At 72.6% G+C, this 17,918-nt stretch carries 14 protein-coding genes; 10 read left to right on the top strand and 4 right to left on the bottom strand.

All coding sequences use genetic code 11. The features are described from left to right. Nucleotides 1-63 precede the first annotated feature (63 nt). Nucleotides 64-1,521, bottom strand: a complete 1,458-nt coding sequence (locus ACPFP2_RS04785) for a CCA tRNA nucleotidyltransferase (protein WP_424086482.1) — start codon at nt 1,519-1,521, stop codon at nt 64-66. 125 nt (nt 1,522-1,646) lie between these two features. Between ACPFP2_RS04785 and murJ the strand changes: the two genes are divergently transcribed. From murJ to ACPFP2_RS04750, 7 genes are all read left to right on the top strand, one after another. Beyond that, the gene (murJ, locus tag ACPFP2_RS04780) at nt 1,647-3,389 is read left to right on the top strand and encodes a murein biosynthesis integral membrane protein MurJ (RefSeq protein ID WP_424086480.1); all 1,743 of its coding nucleotides are present in this window, start codon (nt 1,647-1,649) and stop codon (nt 3,387-3,389) included. A gap of 448 nt (nt 3,390-3,837) precedes the next feature. Next, the gene (locus tag ACPFP2_RS04775) at nt 3,838-5,451 is read left to right on the top strand and encodes a protein kinase family protein (protein WP_424086478.1); all 1,614 of its coding nucleotides are present in this window, start codon (nt 3,838-3,840) and stop codon (nt 5,449-5,451) included. A gap of 37 nt (nt 5,452-5,488) precedes the next feature. Beyond that, nucleotides 5,489-6,253 carry an RNA polymerase sigma factor SigM gene (gene sigM, locus ACPFP2_RS04770; RefSeq protein ID WP_424086476.1) on the top strand — a complete coding sequence of 255 codons (765 nt, stop codon included), beginning with the start codon at nt 5,489-5,491 and terminating at the stop codon, nt 6,251-6,253. Further along, a complete protein-coding gene (locus tag ACPFP2_RS04765; RefSeq protein ID WP_424086474.1) occupies nt 6,250-7,212 on the top strand; it encodes a hypothetical protein in 963 nt (320 codons plus the stop codon). Before sigM ends, ACPFP2_RS04765 begins: the two co-directional genes overlap by 4 nt. Nucleotides 7,213-7,405: 193 nt before the next feature. Beyond that, a complete protein-coding gene (gene trxB, locus ACPFP2_RS04760) occupies nt 7,406-8,359 on the top strand; it encodes a thioredoxin-disulfide reductase (RefSeq protein WP_424086473.1) in 954 nt (317 codons plus the stop codon). Nucleotides 8,360-8,395: 36 nt separating this feature from the next. Continuing rightward, the gene (gene trxA, locus ACPFP2_RS04755; protein ID WP_424086471.1) at nt 8,396-8,719 is read left to right on the top strand and encodes a thioredoxin; all 324 of its coding nucleotides are present in this window, start codon (nt 8,396-8,398) and stop codon (nt 8,717-8,719) included. A gap of 198 nt (nt 8,720-8,917) precedes the next feature. After that, a complete protein-coding gene (locus ACPFP2_RS04750; protein WP_424086469.1) occupies nt 8,918-10,075 on the top strand; it encodes an N-acetylmuramoyl-L-alanine amidase in 1,158 nt (385 codons plus the stop codon). An 18-nt stretch (nt 10,076-10,093) separates the two neighbouring features. Here the strand turns inward: ACPFP2_RS04750 and ACPFP2_RS04745 are convergent, their stop codons facing one another. Continuing rightward, nucleotides 10,094-10,762 (bottom strand): GNAT family N-acetyltransferase, encoded by a 669-nt coding sequence (locus tag ACPFP2_RS04745; protein ID WP_424086468.1) that lies wholly within the window; start codon nt 10,760-10,762, stop codon nt 10,094-10,096. A gap of 291 nt (nt 10,763-11,053) precedes the next feature. On the opposite strand from ACPFP2_RS04745, the gene ACPFP2_RS04740 reads away from it, so the two are divergent. Beyond that, a complete protein-coding gene (locus tag ACPFP2_RS04740) occupies nt 11,054-12,364 on the top strand; it encodes a PLP-dependent aminotransferase family protein (RefSeq protein ID WP_424086467.1) in 1,311 nt (436 codons plus the stop codon). 7 nt (nt 12,365-12,371) lie between these two features. Then, nucleotides 12,372-13,367 (top strand): D-alanine--D-alanine ligase family protein, encoded by a 996-nt coding sequence (locus tag ACPFP2_RS04735; protein WP_424086465.1) that lies wholly within the window; start codon nt 12,372-12,374, stop codon nt 13,365-13,367. A 258-nt stretch (nt 13,368-13,625) separates the two neighbouring features. Here ACPFP2_RS04735 and ACPFP2_RS04730 read toward each other — a convergent pair whose 3' ends face one another. Continuing rightward, nucleotides 13,626-14,588, bottom strand: coding sequence for a hypothetical protein (locus ACPFP2_RS04730; protein WP_424086463.1), 963 nt, complete (start codon nt 14,586-14,588; stop codon nt 13,626-13,628). 1,428 nt (nt 14,589-16,016) lie between these two features. On the opposite strand from ACPFP2_RS04730, the gene ACPFP2_RS04725 reads away from it, so the two are divergent. Then, a complete protein-coding gene (locus ACPFP2_RS04725) occupies nt 16,017-16,460 on the top strand; it encodes a DUF6228 family protein (RefSeq protein WP_424086461.1) in 444 nt (147 codons plus the stop codon). 404 nt (nt 16,461-16,864) lie between these two features. On the opposite strand, the gene ACPFP2_RS04720 is transcribed toward ACPFP2_RS04725, so the two are convergent. Beyond that, nucleotides 16,865-17,896, bottom strand: a complete 1,032-nt coding sequence (locus tag ACPFP2_RS04720) for a ParB/RepB/Spo0J family partition protein (RefSeq protein ID WP_424086459.1) — start codon at nt 17,894-17,896, stop codon at nt 16,865-16,867. Nucleotides 17,897-17,918 lie beyond the last annotated feature (22 nt).

Here is a 17,918-nt window from a genome sequence, read left to right as displayed (position 1 = left end):
ACGACGAAGGGGCCGCCCGGCGAACCGGGCGGCCCCTTTCGCGCGTACGTCAGGTCGCGTACGTCAGGTCAGGCCCTGCTCGCGGGCCCAGCGCAACAGCTCCGCCTCCGCCTCGTCGCGGTCCAGCGGGCCGCGTTCCAGGCGCAGCTCCTTGAGGTGCTGCCAGGCCCTGCCGACCACCGGCCCCGGCGGCACGCCGAGCAGCTCCATGATGGCGTTGCCGTCCAGGTCGGGGCGGACCCGGGCCAGGTCCTCCTCGGCCGCGATCCGGGCGATCCGCTCCTCCAGCGCGTCGTAGTCCGCGGCGAGCTGGGCGGCCTTGCGGCGGTTGCGGGTGGTGCAGTCCGAGCGGGTCAGCTTGTGCAGCCGGGACAGCAGGTCGTCGGCGTCGGTGACGTACCGGCGCACCGCCGAGTCGGTCCACTCGCCCCGGCCGTACCCGTAGAAGCGCAGGTGCAGCCCGACCAGCCTGGTCACCTGGGAGGTGACGTCCTTGGGGTAGCGCATGGCCTTCATCCGGGCCTTGGTGAGCCGGGCCCCGACCACCTCGTGGTGGTGGAAGCTGACCCGGCCGTCCGGCCCGACCGCCTTCGTCGCCGGCTTGCCGACGTCGTGCATCAGCGCGGCCATCCGCAGGACGAAGTCCGGCCCGTCGGTCTCGTACGAGACCGCGTTGCTCACCACGGTCAGCGTGTGTTCGTAGACGTCCTTGTGCTGGGCGTGCTCGTCGATCTCCAGCTTGAGCCCGGTCAGTTCGGGCAGGAAACGCTCGGCCAGCCCGGTGTCGACCAGCAGCCGCAGCCCGGTGATCGGATCGGCGCCGCAGAGCAGCTTGGTGAACTCGTCCCGGATCCGCTCGGCGGTGATCCGGTCGAGGTCGGCCGCCATCCGGGTCATCGCCTCCCGCACCTGCGGGTGGACGGCGAAGCGGAGCTGGGCGGCGAACCGGGCCGCGCGCAGCATCCGCAGCGGGTCGTCGCCGAACGACTCCCGGGGCGTGCCGGGGGTACGGATCACCTTGGCGGCGAGGTCGTCGAGGCCGCCGTGCGGGTCGGTGAAGCGGTGGTCGGGGAGGCTGACCGCCATCGCGTTGATGGTAAAGTCGCGCCGCCGCAGGTCCTCGGTGAGGCTGGTCCCGTACTCGACGATCGGGTTGCGGCTGACCTGGTCGTACGCCTCGGCCCGGTAGGTGGTGACCTCCAGCCGGAGCCCGTCGCGCTGGCAGCCGATGGTGCCGAACTCCCGGCCGGTCTCCCAGATCGACTCGGCCCAGCCCTTGACGATCCGCAGCGTCTCGTCGGGGTGGGCGTCGGTGCAGAAGTCCAGGTCGTCGCCGAGCCGACCGAGCAGGGCGTCGCGGACGGATCCGCCCACCAGGTGCAGTTCGTGTCCGGCACGCGCGAACCGGCGGCCGAGCTCGTCGGCGACCGGGGAGACGCGGAGCAGTTCGGCGACGGCGTTGCGCTGCGCGGCGGTGAGTTCGCGGCGGTCGGCGGCGTGGGGAGCGGAGGCTTCGGACATGGGAGCGCCAGCCTATCGGGCCGGGCCGTGATCCGATCCGCCGGGCGCGGGTATGCCACCCGGGTTGACTATGGTCATGGCGTGCGGGCCGGCGCCGGTTCCGACGTACCCCTTGGAGGCTGGAGATGAGCGGCGGGCTCTACCGCAGCGCGAACGCCGCGCAGGGAGGCGGGCCGCCCCCGGGCGACGACGCCACCTTCATCTCCGCCGACCCGCTGAACCAGCCCGGCGTGGAGGCCACCGCGCCCCCGCAGGAGGTGGTGGCGGAGACCAGCGCCGCCGCGAACAGCGCGGTGATGGCGGTCGGCAGCCTGGTCAGCCGGGGCACCGGCTTCATCCGCAACCTGATGATCGGCGCGGCGCTCGGCAGCCTGGTCGGTGACGCGTTCACCACAGCGCTGTTCCTGCCCAACCAGGTGTACGAGTTCCTGCTCGGCGGGGTGCTCACCAGCGTGCTGATCCCGGTGCTGGTACGCCGCCGCAAGGTCGACCCGGACCGGGGTGAGGCGTACGCGCAGCGGCTGCTCACCCTGGCGGTGCTCGCGCTCGCCGTCACCGTGGTCATCGCGCTGCTGCTGGCCTCGACCCTGACCGCCATCTACGCCGGCGGCAAGGACGAGGACTACACCGGCCTGGTCACGAACCTGTCGTACCTGATGCTGCCGATGCTGTTCTTCACCGGGGTGAGCGCGCTGATCGCCGCGGTGCTCAACACCCGGGGGCACTTCGCCGCGCCGATGTGGGCACCGATCCTGAACAACCTCGTGGTGATCGGCGTCTTCGGCCTCTACATCGTGGTCTACGGCGCGAAGGCGTTGCGCCCGGAGCAGATGGGGTGGGGTCGGATCCTGCTGGTCGGCGGGGGCACCCTGCTCGGCGTGGCGGTGCAGACCGCGGGCCTGCTGCCGGCGCTGCGCAAGGTGGGTTTCCGCTGGAAGTGGCGCTTCGACTTCCGCGAGCTGGGGCTGCGTGAGCTGGCCAAGCTCGGCGCGTGGATGTTCTGCTACGTCGCGGTCAACCAGCTCGGTCTCTTCGTGGTGGTCAACCTGCTCACCCGTGCGGCGGGCGAGAACAGCGCCGGCCTGCTGATCTACAACAACGTCTTCCTGCTGCTGATGATGGCGCACGGCATCATCGCCGTCTCGATCATCACCGCGTTGATGCCCCGGATGAGCGGCGCCGCCGCCGACGGCCGGTTCCACGACCTCACCGCCGACCTGTCCCGGGGCACCCGGATGGTCACCGCGGTGCTCGCCCCGATCGCGGTCTGCTACGCGGTGCTGGCCGCGCCGATCTCGGTGGTGGTCTTCCGGTACGGGGCCTTCACCGGCGACAACGCGGTGGCCACCTCGACGGTGCTGCTGGTCGCCGCGGTGGGGCTGGTGCCGTTCGCGATCAGCCAGCTCTTCACCTTCGCCTTCTACGCCCTGCCGGACACCCGCACCCCGGCGCTGGTCAACATCCCGGTGGTGGCGCTGCGGGTGCTGGTCCAGGTGGGCCTCTTCGTCCTCTTCTCACCGACCTTCGCGGCGGCGGGCATGATGCTCGGCAACGCGATCTCGTACCTGGCCGCGGCGGTGATCTCCGCGATGCTGCTGCGTCCCCGGGTGGGACGGATCGGTCTGGGCCTGATCACGCGGACGATGGGCAAGGTGCTGGTGGCCGCGCTCGGGGCGGCCCTGGTCGGGCTGCTGGTGGTGGCCGTGCTGCCGGGTGACCCGGAGGAGCTGAGCTGGGTGGCGGCGGCGGTCCAGCTCGTGGTCGGCGGCGCGGTGATCGGCGGGACGTACCTCGGGTTGGCGATGGTGCTGCGGATCGGTGAGATCACCGAGGTGGTCGGGATGGTGCGACGGCGCCTCGGCCGCTGACGCGGGACGGGCGCGCCCTGCTCCGGCCGGCGGACACGGAGTGTCAACGAGGATCACCAGCCTGGGGACACGGCTGTGGATAACTCCGCGATTCCCCGGTCAGCCACCGAAAGGGCCTGTGGATAACCAGCCGTACGGTGGAGCATGGCACGCCGTACGGCGGGAACCCGTCCGGACGTCGCCGGACCGCCACACCCAGGTCGGCCCCTGCGGCGGCTACTTGCGGTCAACCCGTAGATTGGCTAGTACATGTGCCAGCAACGTGGCTGACAACGGTCGCAACCGGACGAGGTCGGTCACATCAGGCACGTCGCCGCGGGCGGCGGGAAGATGACATGTCGGTATGACGGGCAGTCCGGGTAAGGTCGCTCTGGACGGACACGGCAGGTGGCCGACGGCTCGCGTCGACGCGCCGACCGGTTCCATCGAAGGCAGAGCGGGAAGCCACATGCCCAGCAGCGCGGGTCCATCGATCGACACGATCACCGAGGGAGGACGGGTGACCCAGGTCGGCGAGGGTCAGGAGGCGGAAGAATCCGCTCCTCCGGTCATGACCTTCGGTGCTCCCACGGCCGGTGAGATCCTCGCCGAGCGGTACGAACTGGTCGAGCACATCAACAACGACAGCGCCGGGCGACTCGTGTGGCGAGGGGTCGACGTCGTGCTGCGCCGACCGGTCGCGGTCGTGCTGCGCTACCCGGGCGGCGACTCGGCCACCGAGATGCTCCAGGCCGCGGTGGCGGCCAGTCGGGTCATCCACCCCAACCTGGTCGGCGTCTACGACGCGATCGACGAGGGCGAGCGGGCGTACGTCGTCCGCGAGTGGGTCGACGGGCGGTCGCTGCGCGAGCTGGTCGCCGACGGCCCGCTGGACCCGGCCCGCGCCACCGCCATCGGCAACGCCGTCGCCAGCGCGCTCGCCTCCGTGCACGCGACCGGCATGGTGCACGGCAACGTGCACCCCGGCACCGTGATGATCAGCGACGACGGCCGGGTGGTGCTGGCCGACGCCCGCACGGACGGCGGCGACAGCCAGGAGAACGACGTCCGGGCGGTCGGCGGCATCCTCTACTTCGCCCTCACCGGGCACTGGCCGCACGCCGAGGCCCCGCTGCGGGGCGCGACGGCCGGGCACGGCCGGGCCGCCATCGTGGACGCCGTCCGCGACGCCAGCGGCTCCATCGCCGCGCCCCGGCAGGTCCGGGCCGGCGTGCCGGCGTACCTCGACGACCTGACCATGGACCTCCTCGACCCGGAGATCGCCTCGCCCTCGTCGGACGTGCTCGCCGCCGAGCTGAGTCGCCTCGACATCCCGGCCGAGGACCACTTCCTCGACCAGACCGGCACGATCCGCTTCAGCGCGGACCCGGGCGAGGACCCCTCGCCGCTGGCCGCCGCCGGTGGCCGCAAGGTGGCGATCGGCATCGCCGGCCTGCTGGCGGTCGCCCTGGTCGGCCTCCTCATCGGCATCAGCGCCTTCGGCGGGGACAAGTCCCCCGACACCCAGCCGGTCGCCCGCCCCTCGGTGAGCGGCGCCCCCGCCGGTGCGACCGCGCCGGCCCCCGCCCCGGCCGTCCGCAACCTCCGCATCGAGGACGTCCGGATCATCGACCCGGACAGCAGCGACCGTGCCGAGGTGCGCGACGCCGAGAAGGTCATCGACGGCGACGAGGACGAGGGCTGGGAGACCGCCAGCTACCGCAACAACGGCAAGTTCGGCGGCCTCAAGAAGGGCATGGGCGTCTGGATCGACCTGGGTGCCCCGCACACGGTCAAGTCGCTCCAGGCCACCCTGTCGTCCACCGGCGCCTCCGCCGAACTGCGCGCGGGCACCGCCGACTTCCCGTCCAGCTCCTCCGGCGACAAGCAGCTCGTCGCCAGCTACACCACCCTGATCGGGCAGCCGTTCGAGGGGCACGACGGCACCAAGATGACCTTCAACGGGTTCGACGCCGACAAGACGTACCAGTACCTGCTCTTCTGGATCACCGAACTGCCGGAGAAGGACAGCGGCGACGGCTGGAAGCTCGGCGTCCAGGAGATCAAGGTCCAGGGTTCGTGAGTCGTCCGTCGCGATCCCGTCACCGCCCCCGCCGGGTGTGGTGATGGCGGGTCGCGGCGGGCGTACGCCCGACCCGGCGACCGGCTCCCTCCCGCCGGTGGCGCTGTCGGCCGCCGAGGCCTCCGATCTGGACCTGCTCCGCGCCCACGTCACCGGTGACCGGGACGCCTTCACCGAACTCCTCCACCGGCACCGGGACCGTCTCTGGGCGGTGGCGCTGCGTACCCTCGGCGACCGCGAGGAGGCCGCCGACGCGTTGCAGGACGCGCTCCTGTCCGCGCACCGGGCCGCCGCCCGGTTCCGGGGCGACTCCGCCGTCACCACCTGGCTGCACCGCATCGTGGTGAACGCCTGCCTGGACCGGATCCGCCGCCGTCAGGCCCATCCGACCGTGCCGCTGCCCGACGGCACCCGCACGGAGGAGGGCACCGGCGGGGTCGAGCCGGCCGCCCCGGCCACCGACCACGACACCGCGCTGGTGGTCCGGCAGGCCCTGGCGACGCTGCCGGTCGAGCAGCGGGCCGCGCTCGTCCTGGTGGACGTGCAGGGTTACCCGGTCGCCGAGGTCGCCCGGATCCTCGGCGTCGCCGAGGGCACGGTCAAGAGCCGCTGCGCCCGGGGCCGGGCCCGGCTCGCGGTACAGCTCGGGCACCTGCGGACCGGCGTCGATCCGGCCCCGCCGGGCCCGGACCCCGCCGGCCGGGACGTGCCCGGTGTCACCATCGGGAACCCACGGACCCCGGACGGCGTCCGATCGGGGTCGGGGCGCTCCCGGCGGGACGCCAACCAGGAGGACACGTGACGACCGGGGAGTTCAGCGGGGTCGACCACGACCTGCTCGCCGACTACCTGGGCGGGGCGTTGGACGGCACCCCCGAGGAGGCGACGGTCGCACGGCTGGTCGCACAGGACCCGGCGTGGGCCGAGGCGTACGGCGCGCTGGCCCCCGCCGTCGCCCGGGTCACCGCCGACCTGGGCGCGCTCGCCGCACCGGAGATGCCCCCCGCCGTCGTGGAGCGACTCACCGCCGTGCTGGCCGGTGCGGGACCGGGCGACCCCGGCCCACTGCCGGTCACCGCCCCCGCCGACCGGTCGGGCCCCGCCCACCGGCCCGGATCCCCGGTGCTGCCCACGCAGGGCGGCGGCGCGGCCCCCCGTACCCCCGGATCCCGGCGGGACGACGTCGCCGGGCCGGGCCGACGACGTCGGCGCTGGGCCCACCTCGCCGCCCCGACCGCGCTCGCCGCGGCCTCCATCGCCGCCGTCGGGTTCGGCGTCGGGCACCTGCTCGACCGCTCGGGCGCCACCGACAGCGCCGAGTCGACGGTCGCCGGTCCCGCCGCGGCCGCCGACCAGGGTCCGTTCCGGGTGACCGTGGCCCCACAGCGCAGTGGCACCGACTGGACGCCGGAGTCGCTGGCCGGCGGCGCCGCCGCGAGCGTGCTGCCCCGGCTGGCCACCGAGGTGCCGGGGCTGGCGCCCGGCGAGGTCCCCGGGGAGAGCCGGCGGGCGAGCCCGGGCGGGCTGGACCGGCTCGGCGCGCCCGACGCCCTGGACGGCTGCCTTGCCGAGGTATCCGCCGCGCACGGACGCGGTCCGATCACCGTGGAACTCGTCGACTACGCCGCGTTCCGGGGTGAGCCGGCGCTGGTGCTCCGGTTCGCCGACCCGTCCAGCGAGCGCTGGGCCTGGGTGAGCGGGGCGGAGTGCGGTGTGCCGGGGTCCGGCGCGGACACCCGCTACCGGGCGCGGGTAGGGTGAGGTCGCGGTCAACGGTCGGCCGTCGCCGCGTGACGTGACCCACCGGATGACCGGTTCGGGAATCCCCGGTTCGTACGATGACGTTCTGCAAGTCAGTCGCCGACGTCACTGAGCCGTCGGTACTCGGGATCGACGTCGTCCCGGCGGCAGGTCAGCCGGCACAGATGTCGAACACACACATCGGGAGACGGCAGTGGACGAGGTCCGCAACCTGATCATCATCGGCTCCGGGCCGGCCGGCTACACGGCGGCCGTCTACGCCGCGCGAGCCAACCTGAAGCCCCTCGTCATCGAGGGTGTGCAGTCCGGTGGCGCGCTGATGACCACGACCGAGGTGGAGAACTTCCCCGGCTTCGCGGACGGCATCCTCGGCCCCGAGCTGATGGACAACATGCGCAAGCAGGCCGAGCGGTTCGGCGCGGAGTTCCTCACCGACGACGTCACCCGGGTCGAGCTCAAGGACACCGGCATGATCGGGTCGGACGCGGTGAGCACCGTCTGGGTCGGGCAGACCGCCTACCGGGCGAGGGCCGTCATTCTCTCCACCGGCTCGGCCTGGCGTCCGCTGGGTGTGCCGGGGGAGCAGGAGTACCTGGGCCACGGCGTGTCGTCCTGCGCCACCTGCGACGGGTTCTTCTTCCGCGGCCAGGACATCGTGGTGGTCGGCGGCGGTGACTCCGCGATGGAGGAGGCCAGCTTCCTCACCCGGTTCGCCGACTCCGTCACCATCATCCACCGGCGCGACTCGTTCCGGGCCAGCAAGATCATGGCGGAGCGGGCGCTCGGCAACGACAAGATCAAGGTCGAGTGGAACACCACCGTCGAGGAGATCCTCGGCGAGGACGGCAAGGTCAGCGGGGTCCGGGTCCGCAACGTGCACAGCGGCGAGACCAAGGTGCTGGACGTGACCGGCGTCTTCGTGGCGATCGGCCACGACCCGCGCAGCGAACTCTTCCGGGGTCAGGTGGAGCTGGACGACGAGGGGTACGTGAAGGTCCAGGCCCCGAGCACGCGGACCAGCGTGCCGGGCGTCTTCGCCGCCGGCGACGTGGTGGACCACACCTACCGGCAGGCCATCACCGCCGCCGGCACCGGCTGCGCCGCCGCCCTCGACGCCGAACGCTTCATCGCCACGCTGCAGGGCTGAACAACCGAGAACGAACGCCTGAGGAGGAGGGTCATAGTGGGAGCAACAAAGGTCGTCACCGACGCGAACTTCGCCACCGACGTGCTGAAGTCCGCGAAGCCGGTGCTGGTGGACTTCTGGGCCGAGTGGTGCGGGCCGTGCCGCAAGGTCTCCCCGCTGCTGGAGGAGATCGCGGGCGAGATGGCTGACAAGGTCACCATCGTCAAGCTCAACATCGACGAGAACCCGGAGACCGCCCGCGCCTACCGGGTGATGTCCGTGCCGACCCTGACCATCTTCAAGAACGGGGAGCCGGTGCAGTCGATCGCCGGCGCGAAGCCCAAGGGCGAGCTGGTCCGGCTCATCGAGTCGGCGCTCTGAGACGACGTACCACCGCGACCCCCGCACCCACGCTGGTGCGGGGGTCGCGTCCTTGCGGCTCCTGACCTGGGCGAACCCTCGCCCCGAGCAGGACCGGTCACGATACGCTCCGTAAGCGTCCGTTGGTCGGAGCGTGCCGACCGCCACGAAAGCACGTGACCGTGGCACCCGGCCAACCAGCAGCAGAGGGGGTCGTACGTGCGTCCGATCCGACCCGGTGACCGTGGACCCGCGGTGACGGAGATCCGCACGGTCCTCACCGGCCTCGACCTGCTCCCCCCGTCGACCGGGGACGAGTTCGACGGGGCCACCGAGCGCGCCGTGCGAGCCTTCCAGCAGTCCCGTGGGCTCAGCATCGACGGACGGGTCGGCGCGGAGACGTGGCGTGCCCTGGACGCCGCCCGCTGGCGGCTGGGCGCCCGCACCCTGTACCACGCGGTGCCCGAACCCCTCACCGGCGAGGACGTCCGCTCGCTCCAGGAGCGACTGCTGGAGATGGGGTACGACGTCGGCCACGCCGACGCCATCTACGGCATCCGCACCTCCCGCGCGGTGGCCCAGTTCCAGCGGGAGGTGGGACTGAAGCCGGACGGGTCCTGCGGGCCGCACACCATGGGCGCGCTGCGCCGCCTCGGTCGCAAGGTCGTCGGCGGGCGACCCCAGTGGCTGCGCGAGTCCGACGCGATCCGGCAGTCCGGGCCGACCCTCGTCGGGCGGACCGTGGTGATCGACCCCGGCCACGGCGGCACCGACCCGGGGGTGGTGGTACCGGACGGCCCGCTGCGCTGGACCGAGGCGGACCTGGTGCACGACCTGGCCAGCCGCCTGGAGGGGCGGCTCGCCGCCGCGGGCGTACGGGTCCAGCTCACCCGGGGACCGGCGCCGCAGACCTGCCTGCCGGACGCCGACCGGGCGCAGCTGGCCAACTCGCTCGGCGCGGACGTGTTCATCTCGCTGCACACCGACGAACACGCCAACCCGGAGGCGGACGGGGTGGCCACCTACCACTACGGCACGGACAACGGCGTCACCTCGACGACCGGGGAACGACTGGCCGGCCTGGTGCAGCGGGAGATCGTCGCGCGGACCGGGCTGCGGGACTGCCGTACCCACGCCAAGGCGTGGGACCTGCTGCGGCTGACGAGGATGCCGGCGGTCCGCGTCGAGGTCGGCTACCTCACCTCTCCCCGGGACCGGGGACGGCTCGTCGACCCCCGGTTCCGCGACCGGGTGGTGGAGGCGATCGTGGCCGCCGTGCAGCGGATGTACTTCCCCGTCGAACGGGACGTGCCGACCGGTTCGATCGACGTCAGCGAACTGCGGGCGGTGGTGGCCGCCGGGGCGGTGGTCGACTGAGCCGGACCTCCGGCCGCGTCAGCCCGACGTGCTGCGGGTGGCCGGGGCGGGGCGGACCGGTCGGAGCAGCGTCTCGGGGCTCATCGAGCCGAGCAGCTTCTCCAGCGCGTACTCGACGTCCGACTTCCAGCTCAGCGCGGTCCGCAGCTCCAGGCGCAGCCGGGGGTAGCGGGGGTGCGGGCGGACCGTCTTGAAGCCCACCGAGAGGAAGAAGTCGGCCGGGGCGACACAGGCCCGGGTGGCGTCCCCCGCGTCGTCGCCGAACTTGGCGTCGCCGAACGCCTCGATCGCCTTGATGCCCCGCTTGGTGAGATCCCGGGCCACGCCCTGCACGAGCATCCGGCCCAGCCCGCCGCCGGCGAACGCGGGGACCACGTTCGCGGTCATCAGCAGCGCCGCGTCGGCGGAGACCGGGGAGGTGGGGAAGGCCATCGAGCGGGGGACGTAGGCGGGCGGGGCGTACATGACGAACCCGGCGGGCATCCCGTCGACGTACGCCAGCTTGCCGCAGGAGCCCCACTCCAGCAGGGTCTGCGAGACCCAGGCCTCCTTCTCGAGCCCCGGGTCGCCGGCGGCGCACGCCCGGTCGGCGGAGACCGGGTCGAGCTCCCAGTACACGCACTCCCGGCACGGGCGGGGCAGGTCTTCCAAGGTGTCCAGGGTCAGACTGACCAGACGTCGCGACATCGGCGGGCCCCCACAATAGGCTCGGGGTGGAACCAGCGCGGACCACCGCCGCCTCTCCGCCCCCGACGAGCGATCGTACGCCCCCCGCCGACCGTACGGGAGAGGACGCGCGAATGCCCACCCGAGCCGGCCACGACCGGTCCGGGATGTGGACGTACCCGAAGTCACCGGTCCGGATGCGGCGCAGGCGGACTACCATCGAGCGGACGGCGTCCCGCGCCGCCATGGTCGCCGGCACCGCGGGTACCCCAGCACGCGGCAGCCCGACCGACACCCGATCGAGGTGATGTCATGACCGGCACGACGCTCGACGACTACACCGACCGCTACGCCCGGCGGGTCCGGGGCATGACAGCCTCCGAGATCCGGGCGCTCTTCGCGGTGGCCAGCCGGCCGGAGGTCGTCTCGCTCGCCGGTGGGGCCCCCTACATCGCCGCGCTGCCGCTCGACGCGGTCGGCGAGATGCTCGGCAAGCTGGGCTCGGAACACGGTGTCACCACCCTCCAGTACGGCATCGGCCAGGGCACCCTGGAGCTGCGCGAGCGGATCTGCGAGGTGATGGCCCTCTCCGGCATCGACGCGGCCTGCGGCGCCTCACCGGACGACGTGGTGGTCACCGTGGGCGGGCAGCAGGCCCTCGACCTGGTGTCCCGCCTCTTCCTGGACCCGGGGGACGTGGTGCTCGCCGAGGGCCCGACGTACGTCGGCGCGCTCGGGGTGTTCCAGGCCGCCCAGGCCCAGGTCGTGCACGTGCCCATGGACGACGAGGGGCTGGTGCCGGAGGCGCTGGAGGTGGCGATCGCCGACCTGGCGCGCGCCGGCCGCCGGGTGAAGTTCCTCTACACCATCCCCACGTACCAGAACCCGACCGGCGTGACGTTGAGCGAGGAGCGGCGCGAGCGGGTCCTCGACATCTGCGAGCGCGCCGGGCTGCTGGTCGTCGAGGACGACCCGTACGGTCAGCTCGGCTTCGAGGGGGAGGCGCCCGCGCCGCTGCGCGCCCGCCGCCGGGACGGGGTCTTCTACCTGAGCACCTTCTCCAAGACCTTCGCCCCCGGCCTGCGGGTGGGTTGGATCCTGGCCCCGCACGCGGTGCGCGACAAGCTGGTGATCGCCAGCGAGGCGCAGATCCTCTGCCCGAGCGGGTACGCGCAGGCCGCCGTCGCGACGTACCTGTCGACCATGCCGTGGCGGGAGCAGCTGAAGGTCTACCGCGAGGTCTACCGGGAGCGACGGGACGCCATGCTCGCCGCCCTGGAGGACCTGATGCCGGAGGGGACCACCTGGACCAACCCGGCCGGCGGCCTGTTCGTCTGGGCGAACCTGCCCGACGGGCTCGACGCGAAGGCGATGATGCCGCGCGCCATCGCCGCCCGGGTCGCCTACGTGCCGGGGACCGGCTTCTACGCCGACGGATCCGGCACGGGCAACATGCGGCTCAACTTCTCCTTCCCGCCGCCGGAGCGGATCCGGGAGGGCGTCCGCCGGCTGGCCGGCGTGATGGAGCAGGACATCGCCATGCGCAAGGTCTTCGGCACGGTCACACCGGCCGGCCGCCGCCGGCAGGGCGGCGCGGACGCGCCGGGCCCCGACTTGGCATGATTCCGGCATGGCTGTCACCTCTGCCGACCGAGTTTCCGTGACCGACCCCGCCACCACCGACCTGCACGTGCTGGTGCTCGCCGGCGGCCTCTCGTACGAGCGCGACGTCTCGCTGCGGTCCGGCCGTCGCGTGCTCGACGCGCTGAAGACGGTCGGTGTCGAGGCGGAGCTGCGGGACGCCGACGTGGCGCTGCTGCCCGCGCTGACCGCCGACCCGCCGGACGCGGTGGTGATCGCGCTGCACGGCGCCACCGGCGAGGACGGCTCGCTGCGCGGTGTGCTCGACCTCTGCGGCGTGCCGTACGTCGGCTGCGACGCCCGCGCCTCCCGGCTCGCCTGGGACAAGCCCTCCGCGAAGGCGGTGCTGCGCGAGTTCGGCATCCCCACCCCCGACTGGGTGGCCCTGCCGCACGACCGCTTCTCCGAGCTGGGCGCGGTGGCCGTGCTGGACCGGATCGTCGACCGGTTGGGCCTGCCGCTGATGGTGAAGCCGGCTCAGGGCGGGTCCGGCCTGGGCGCCGCCGTGGTCCGGGACGTCGCGGCCCTCCCGGCCGCGATGGTGGGTTGCTTCGCGTACGACTCGACGGCGCTGGTCGAGCGGTACGTGCCCGGCATGGACGTGGCCGTCTCCGTGGTCGACCTGGGCGACGGGCCGCATGCGCTGCCGCCGGTGGAGATCGTGCCGCGCAACGGCGTGTACGACTACGCCGCCCGCTACACCGCCGGCCGGACCACCTGGCACGCCCCGGCCCGGCTGGACAAGGCCGTCACCGAGACGGTCACCGAGGTGGCTCTCGCCGCGCACACCGCGCTCGGTCTGCGGGACCTCTCCCGGGTCGACATGATCGTCGACGCCGAGGGACGGCCCCACGTGCTGGAGGTCAACGTCTCGCCCGGCATGACGGAGACGTCGCTGCTGCCACTCGCCGTCCAGGCGGCGGGCCTGGACTTCGGGCGGGTGCTCGGGTCGCTGGTGGCGCGGGCCGCCACCCGACGGTCCTGACCCGAACGGGTCTCGCCGCCTGAACTCTGGCCCCTCGGTTCCGGTCGGGGATCGGGCGGCGTATCGCCTCCACTCCCCGGCGGGCCGCGTCTCGTGCCGGTCGGTTCCCGCTCACGACGGCGACGGCGTGGGCCCTGGTTCCACTGATCGCCGGTGGCAGCTCGTTGCCCGGCCCGCGGTGGTCAGCGGTCGTTGACCACCGCGGGCCGGCCGACGGCGTGGGCCTGACGCACTGATCGCCGGTGGTGGCCGCGATGGTCAGCGGCCGTCGACGGCCGGCGAGTCGCCCGTCTTCGCGTCGCCGCTCGCTGCCGTACCGGTCCGGGGACTGCCGCTCTCCGTGCCCGACCGGACGTCCTCCGCCGACGCGCCGGTGCCGCTGCCCGCAGTGTCAGGTTCAGCAGTGTCGGGTTCGACCGCGTCGGGCTCAGTGACGTCGGGCTCAGTGACGTCGGAGCCGCCGGTGGAGCGGGCGGTGGCGGACTCGTTCGCGGCCGGCCGGGCGGCGGTCTGTCCGACGTCGTCGGTGATCTCCCCGTCGGCCGGAACCGGGATCTCCTCCTCGGCCTCGATCACCGACACAGCGTCCTCATCCCCGGACCTCTGCGCCGCGTCGGACTGGTCGGCGAGGCTGGACGGCGCCTGCCACTGGATGCGCGGCGGCTCGGCGAGCGGCCGCCCACCGAACTCGGCGAGCCAGGCGGCGACCATGGCCAGGTTCTCCCGCCACTGCGACTCGGAGATGGGCGGAAGGATCGAGTCCCACAGGGATAGGAAGGTGCCCCGCAGTTGGAGCCGCCCGTACGGTCGGGCCAGGAACCACATGTGCAGGTGCGCCGAGCCGTCGCCCCAACGGTTCACGTGCACGCGGGCGACCCCGTCCAGCGATCGGATGGCGCGTTCCAGCCGTACCGTCATCACCCCCAGTTCGGCGGCGAGCAGGTTGGGCAGGTCCCCGAGGTCGAGGTGGGAACGGGACTCCAGGATCAGCACCATGGGCAGACCGGTGGGACGGTCCATGGCACGTACCCGCCATCGCTCGCCCACCCAGATGTACGCGTCGTCGGGGGCGTTGCAGGCGGTGCATTCCCGATGCGCCTCGCCCTTGCGGGGCGGCTCGACCGGGACCGGGTCGTCGAGCTGCTTGATACGGATCTCGCCCTCGAAGGGGAACGAAGGCCACTGGGTGAAGTCCGGAAGCGCGGGAGGGGTGTCGTGCACGAGGCTGACCCTAACCGAGTCTTGCACCCCTGTCCCTACTCCGAACGACGCTGATCATGAGCCGGTCTCACGCCGCCGGACGTGGTGACCGAGGGCGGTCGAGAGCCGGCGGAGAGGAGTTGTCCACAGGCTGATGAGATCACCACCACTCCACGTCATCCACAGGTCAGAGCACCTCCGCTGAGCGCTGTTTCACGTGAAACAGGGTGCGCCTGTGGAAAACCGCTGTGGATAACTATCGGCCCATCCACAACGTCGGTCACAGGGTTGGAGGGGCCCGTCCGTCCAACGATCCAGACGGTCGATCGGCTGCTGCTCTGAGCCTCCGAATTGGCGCGCTCCGCGCCACGGTCGGTGGGCACCTTCCACGGTTGCCAGCGGCAGCGGGACCGGCACGCGGCGCGCGGCCCCTGCCCCGCGCCCTGGCGACGCCGGGCCGTCCCGATCATCGAGTCCGGGCGAGACCGGCCGCGTCGAGGATGCTGGTTCCACGTGAAACGGCCAGGTGCCGCGCGGTGATCGGATGTACCGATCTCAGGCCGCAGCGGCGCACCGGTCCGGTCGGCGATATCCACAACCGCGCCCGCACGCGGTTTCGCGCGACGCCACGCCGATCCTGAGGACGGTTGACGGCGCGGTCATCAGGATGCCCATGCTCCAGGCGCAAGACCGCCCGACCCATCTGGCGTCACGCGTCACGTGGTGCCGGGTGCCGGAAAGCCGAGGGGCGTGTTTCACGTGAAACGCTGATCGGGCGGTCCGACCCGTGCGGCTGACGGGCCGCTTCAACGTGATCGCGCCCTGCGGGTCCGGCGTCGCCGATTGCGGTCGGTCATGCGTCTTCACCCGCCAGTCGCTCTACCGCACGCGCCGCTCCCCGGACCGGGCACGCACCGCACGCAACATCTTTCGTGGCCCAGTGTCTTGAGCCGATCCGGTTCCACGTGAAACAAGCACGGGCGCGGCTCATGGCGATTGGTACCGATGCCCAGCGACGGCTGATCCGCGTCTGGACCGGTCGTTGTCTCCACCGGGTTGCCCGCCGTCAGGCGGGTCACCGTCAGCCCGACACACGCTGGCAGCAACCCGTCGGACCGACCCCGGCCGGAGCGGCACAGAACGCTCCGCCGGTGCATCCTCAGGATGCGGCCGGCCCATCGAAGCGGCCAAACCCCGAGCCCGCGCCCTGGTTCCACGTGAAACCGGGGGCCCTGTCTTTGAGGCTGCCGCCAGCTGACAGACACACCGCGGATCCACGGCCCCACCGGCAGCCGTCAGCGCCGCCGGACCGGCGGCGCTGAGGGCGAGTCCATCGCCGGCGACTGGACCGACCCGGTCGGCGTCGTCCCACCGGCGGCCAGGCAGACGGGACGGCCACAGAGCACGGGGCACGACAGCCCGGGCAGCTTCCACCTACGCTGGGCCGCGATGAACGAGCCCTTCGTCCTGCGATCCGGCCTCGGTTCGCGCTGGGTGCTCCATGCCCCGCTCGACCCGTACGGGGACGGCTACGTCCTCATGCTCTCGACCGAGCTGTACGGCGACGGCTTGGCCGCGGCCACCGTCGTCGAACTCGACGGCATCTTCGTCAACCCGAAGGCGGTCAGGCTGCCGGATTTCCTCACCGGCCTCGCCGCCGACTGGCGTGGGTGGGAGGGTGTCCGGTACTGGACCTCCAGCCAGCGACAGCTCGTCCTCGAAGCCACCCACGACGGGACGTCACACGTCTCGCTCGGCGTGACCCTGCGGACGGCGGACGCCGACCCGGCCGTCGCCCCCTGGTCGGCCACGGTCCTCTTCGTGATCGAGGCGAGCCGGGAAATGGCACGACTGGCCCTGCGACTGAGCGAGTTCCTGGACGCCGGGCGATAGGCCCTCGGCCCACCGAGACGCCCCGCGTCGAGTGACAGACCCTGAGCGGGGACGGCCACGCCGAACACTGGTCGCCGTCGGGTCGGATCGACGCGGTAGGCGCAGCCGATGGCGGGCAGCCGATCGGTGGCGGCCGACGTCTGACGCCTCGGCCCCTGTGCGACCCCGACGACACCGTCACCCGCACCGCCCGACCCATCGGCTGTGGTCCGGTCGGCGCTGTGGTCCGGTCGCCCGCTCCGCAGTCGTCGGCGAGGAGTGACTTGCCACGTCGCCCGGCCGTCTGACGATCAGCGAACCGGGAGAGACACGTGCAGATGCCGCTGAGCGGGCCGCACGCATGCCAACGGCCGTGCCTCCCGGTACGGGGGGAGACACGGCCGTTCATGCCGTCAGATCGCCGCTCAGCCCTCTTCGGGCTCCTCCTGGCCGACGCCGATGATGCCGACGATGCGCTCCAGGTCGTCCACGGTGGCGAACTCGATGGTGATCTTCCCCTTGCTCCGGCCGATGTCCACCTTGACCCGGGTGTCGAAGCGGTCGGAGAGACGATCGGCCAGATCGGTGAGCGCGGGCGCGTGGGGCTTGGTCCGCCGCTTGGCGGCCGGGGTCTTCGCCGGCCCGTCGGCGAGGGCGAGGGCCACGATCTCCTCGGTCGCGCGTACGGAGAGGCCCTCGGCCACGATCCGCAGCGCGAGCTGCTCCTGCGCCTCGGGCTCCTCCAGGCTCAGCAGCGCCCGGGCGTGGCCGGCGGAGAGCACCCCGGCGGCGACCCGTCGCTGCACCTGGGCCGGGAGGTTCAGCAGCCGGATGGTGTTGGAGATCTGCGGCCGGCTCCGGCCGATCCGCCGGGCCAACTCCTCGTGGGTGGCGCCGAACTCCTCCAGCAGCTGCTGGTACGCGGCGGCCTCTTCGAGTGGGTTGAGGTTGGCCCGGTGGATGTTCTCCAGGAGCGCGTCCCGGAGCATCGCGTCGTCCTTGGTGTCCCGGACGATCGCGGGGATGTGCTCCCGGCCCACTGCCTGGGCGGCCCGCCACCGGCGCTCACCCATGACGAGTTCGTACTTCTCGCCGTCGAGCGCGCGGACGACGATGGGCTGGAGGAAGCCGACCTCCTGGATCGAGGTCTTCAGCTCCTCCAGCGCCTCCTCGTCGAAGACCTGCCGGGGCTGCTTGGGGTTGGGCACGATCGCGTCGACCGGGATCTCGGCGAAGCGGGCCCCCGGTACCGGGCTCAGTTGCGGCTGCGGCTCGGGCGGCGCGGGCGGGGCGAACGGCACCGGCTCCGCGACCGCCTCGACGGGCGCCTCGGCCACCGTACGATCGGCGTCCGGCTCGGCCGGCGCGACCACCGTGCCCGGCGCGCCCGCCACCGGACCGGTCGGGATCAGCGCCCCGAGTCCTCGACCCAGACCGCCACGGGGTCGGTTCTTCATGCGACGCCTCCCAGCGACTCGT

Source organism: Micromonospora citrea (genome assembly GCF_049629545.1).
Taxonomy (GTDB): domain Bacteria; phylum Actinomycetota; class Actinomycetes; order Mycobacteriales; family Micromonosporaceae; genus Micromonospora; species Micromonospora citrea_A.
The sequence above is the reverse complement of the archived record's forward strand: the minus strand, read 5'-3'. Positions and strand labels throughout refer to the sequence as shown.

Coding starts and splice junctions, on each gene's coding strand:
- ACPFP2_RS04725 (WP_424086461.1), top strand. CDS start 16,017: ATGAACGAGCCCTTCGTCCTGCGATCCGGCCTCGGTTCGCGCTGGGTG.
- ACPFP2_RS04745 (WP_424086468.1), bottom strand. CDS start 10,762: ATGTCGCGACGTCTGGTCAGTCTGACCCTGGACACCTTGGAAGACCTG.
- ACPFP2_RS04785 (WP_424086482.1), bottom strand. CDS start 1,521: ATGTCCGAAGCCTCCGCTCCCCACGCCGCCGACCGCCGCGAACTCACC.
- murJ (WP_424086480.1), top strand. CDS start 1,647: ATGAGCGGCGGGCTCTACCGCAGCGCGAACGCCGCGCAGGGAGGCGGG.
- ACPFP2_RS04775 (WP_424086478.1), top strand. CDS start 3,838: ATGCCCAGCAGCGCGGGTCCATCGATCGACACGATCACCGAGGGAGGA.
- ACPFP2_RS04735 (WP_424086465.1), top strand. CDS start 12,372: ATGGCTGTCACCTCTGCCGACCGAGTTTCCGTGACCGACCCCGCCACC.
- ACPFP2_RS04720 (WP_424086459.1), bottom strand. CDS start 17,896: ATGAAGAACCGACCCCGTGGCGGTCTGGGTCGAGGACTCGGGGCGCTG.
- ACPFP2_RS04740 (WP_424086467.1), top strand. CDS start 11,054: ATGACCGGCACGACGCTCGACGACTACACCGACCGCTACGCCCGGCGG.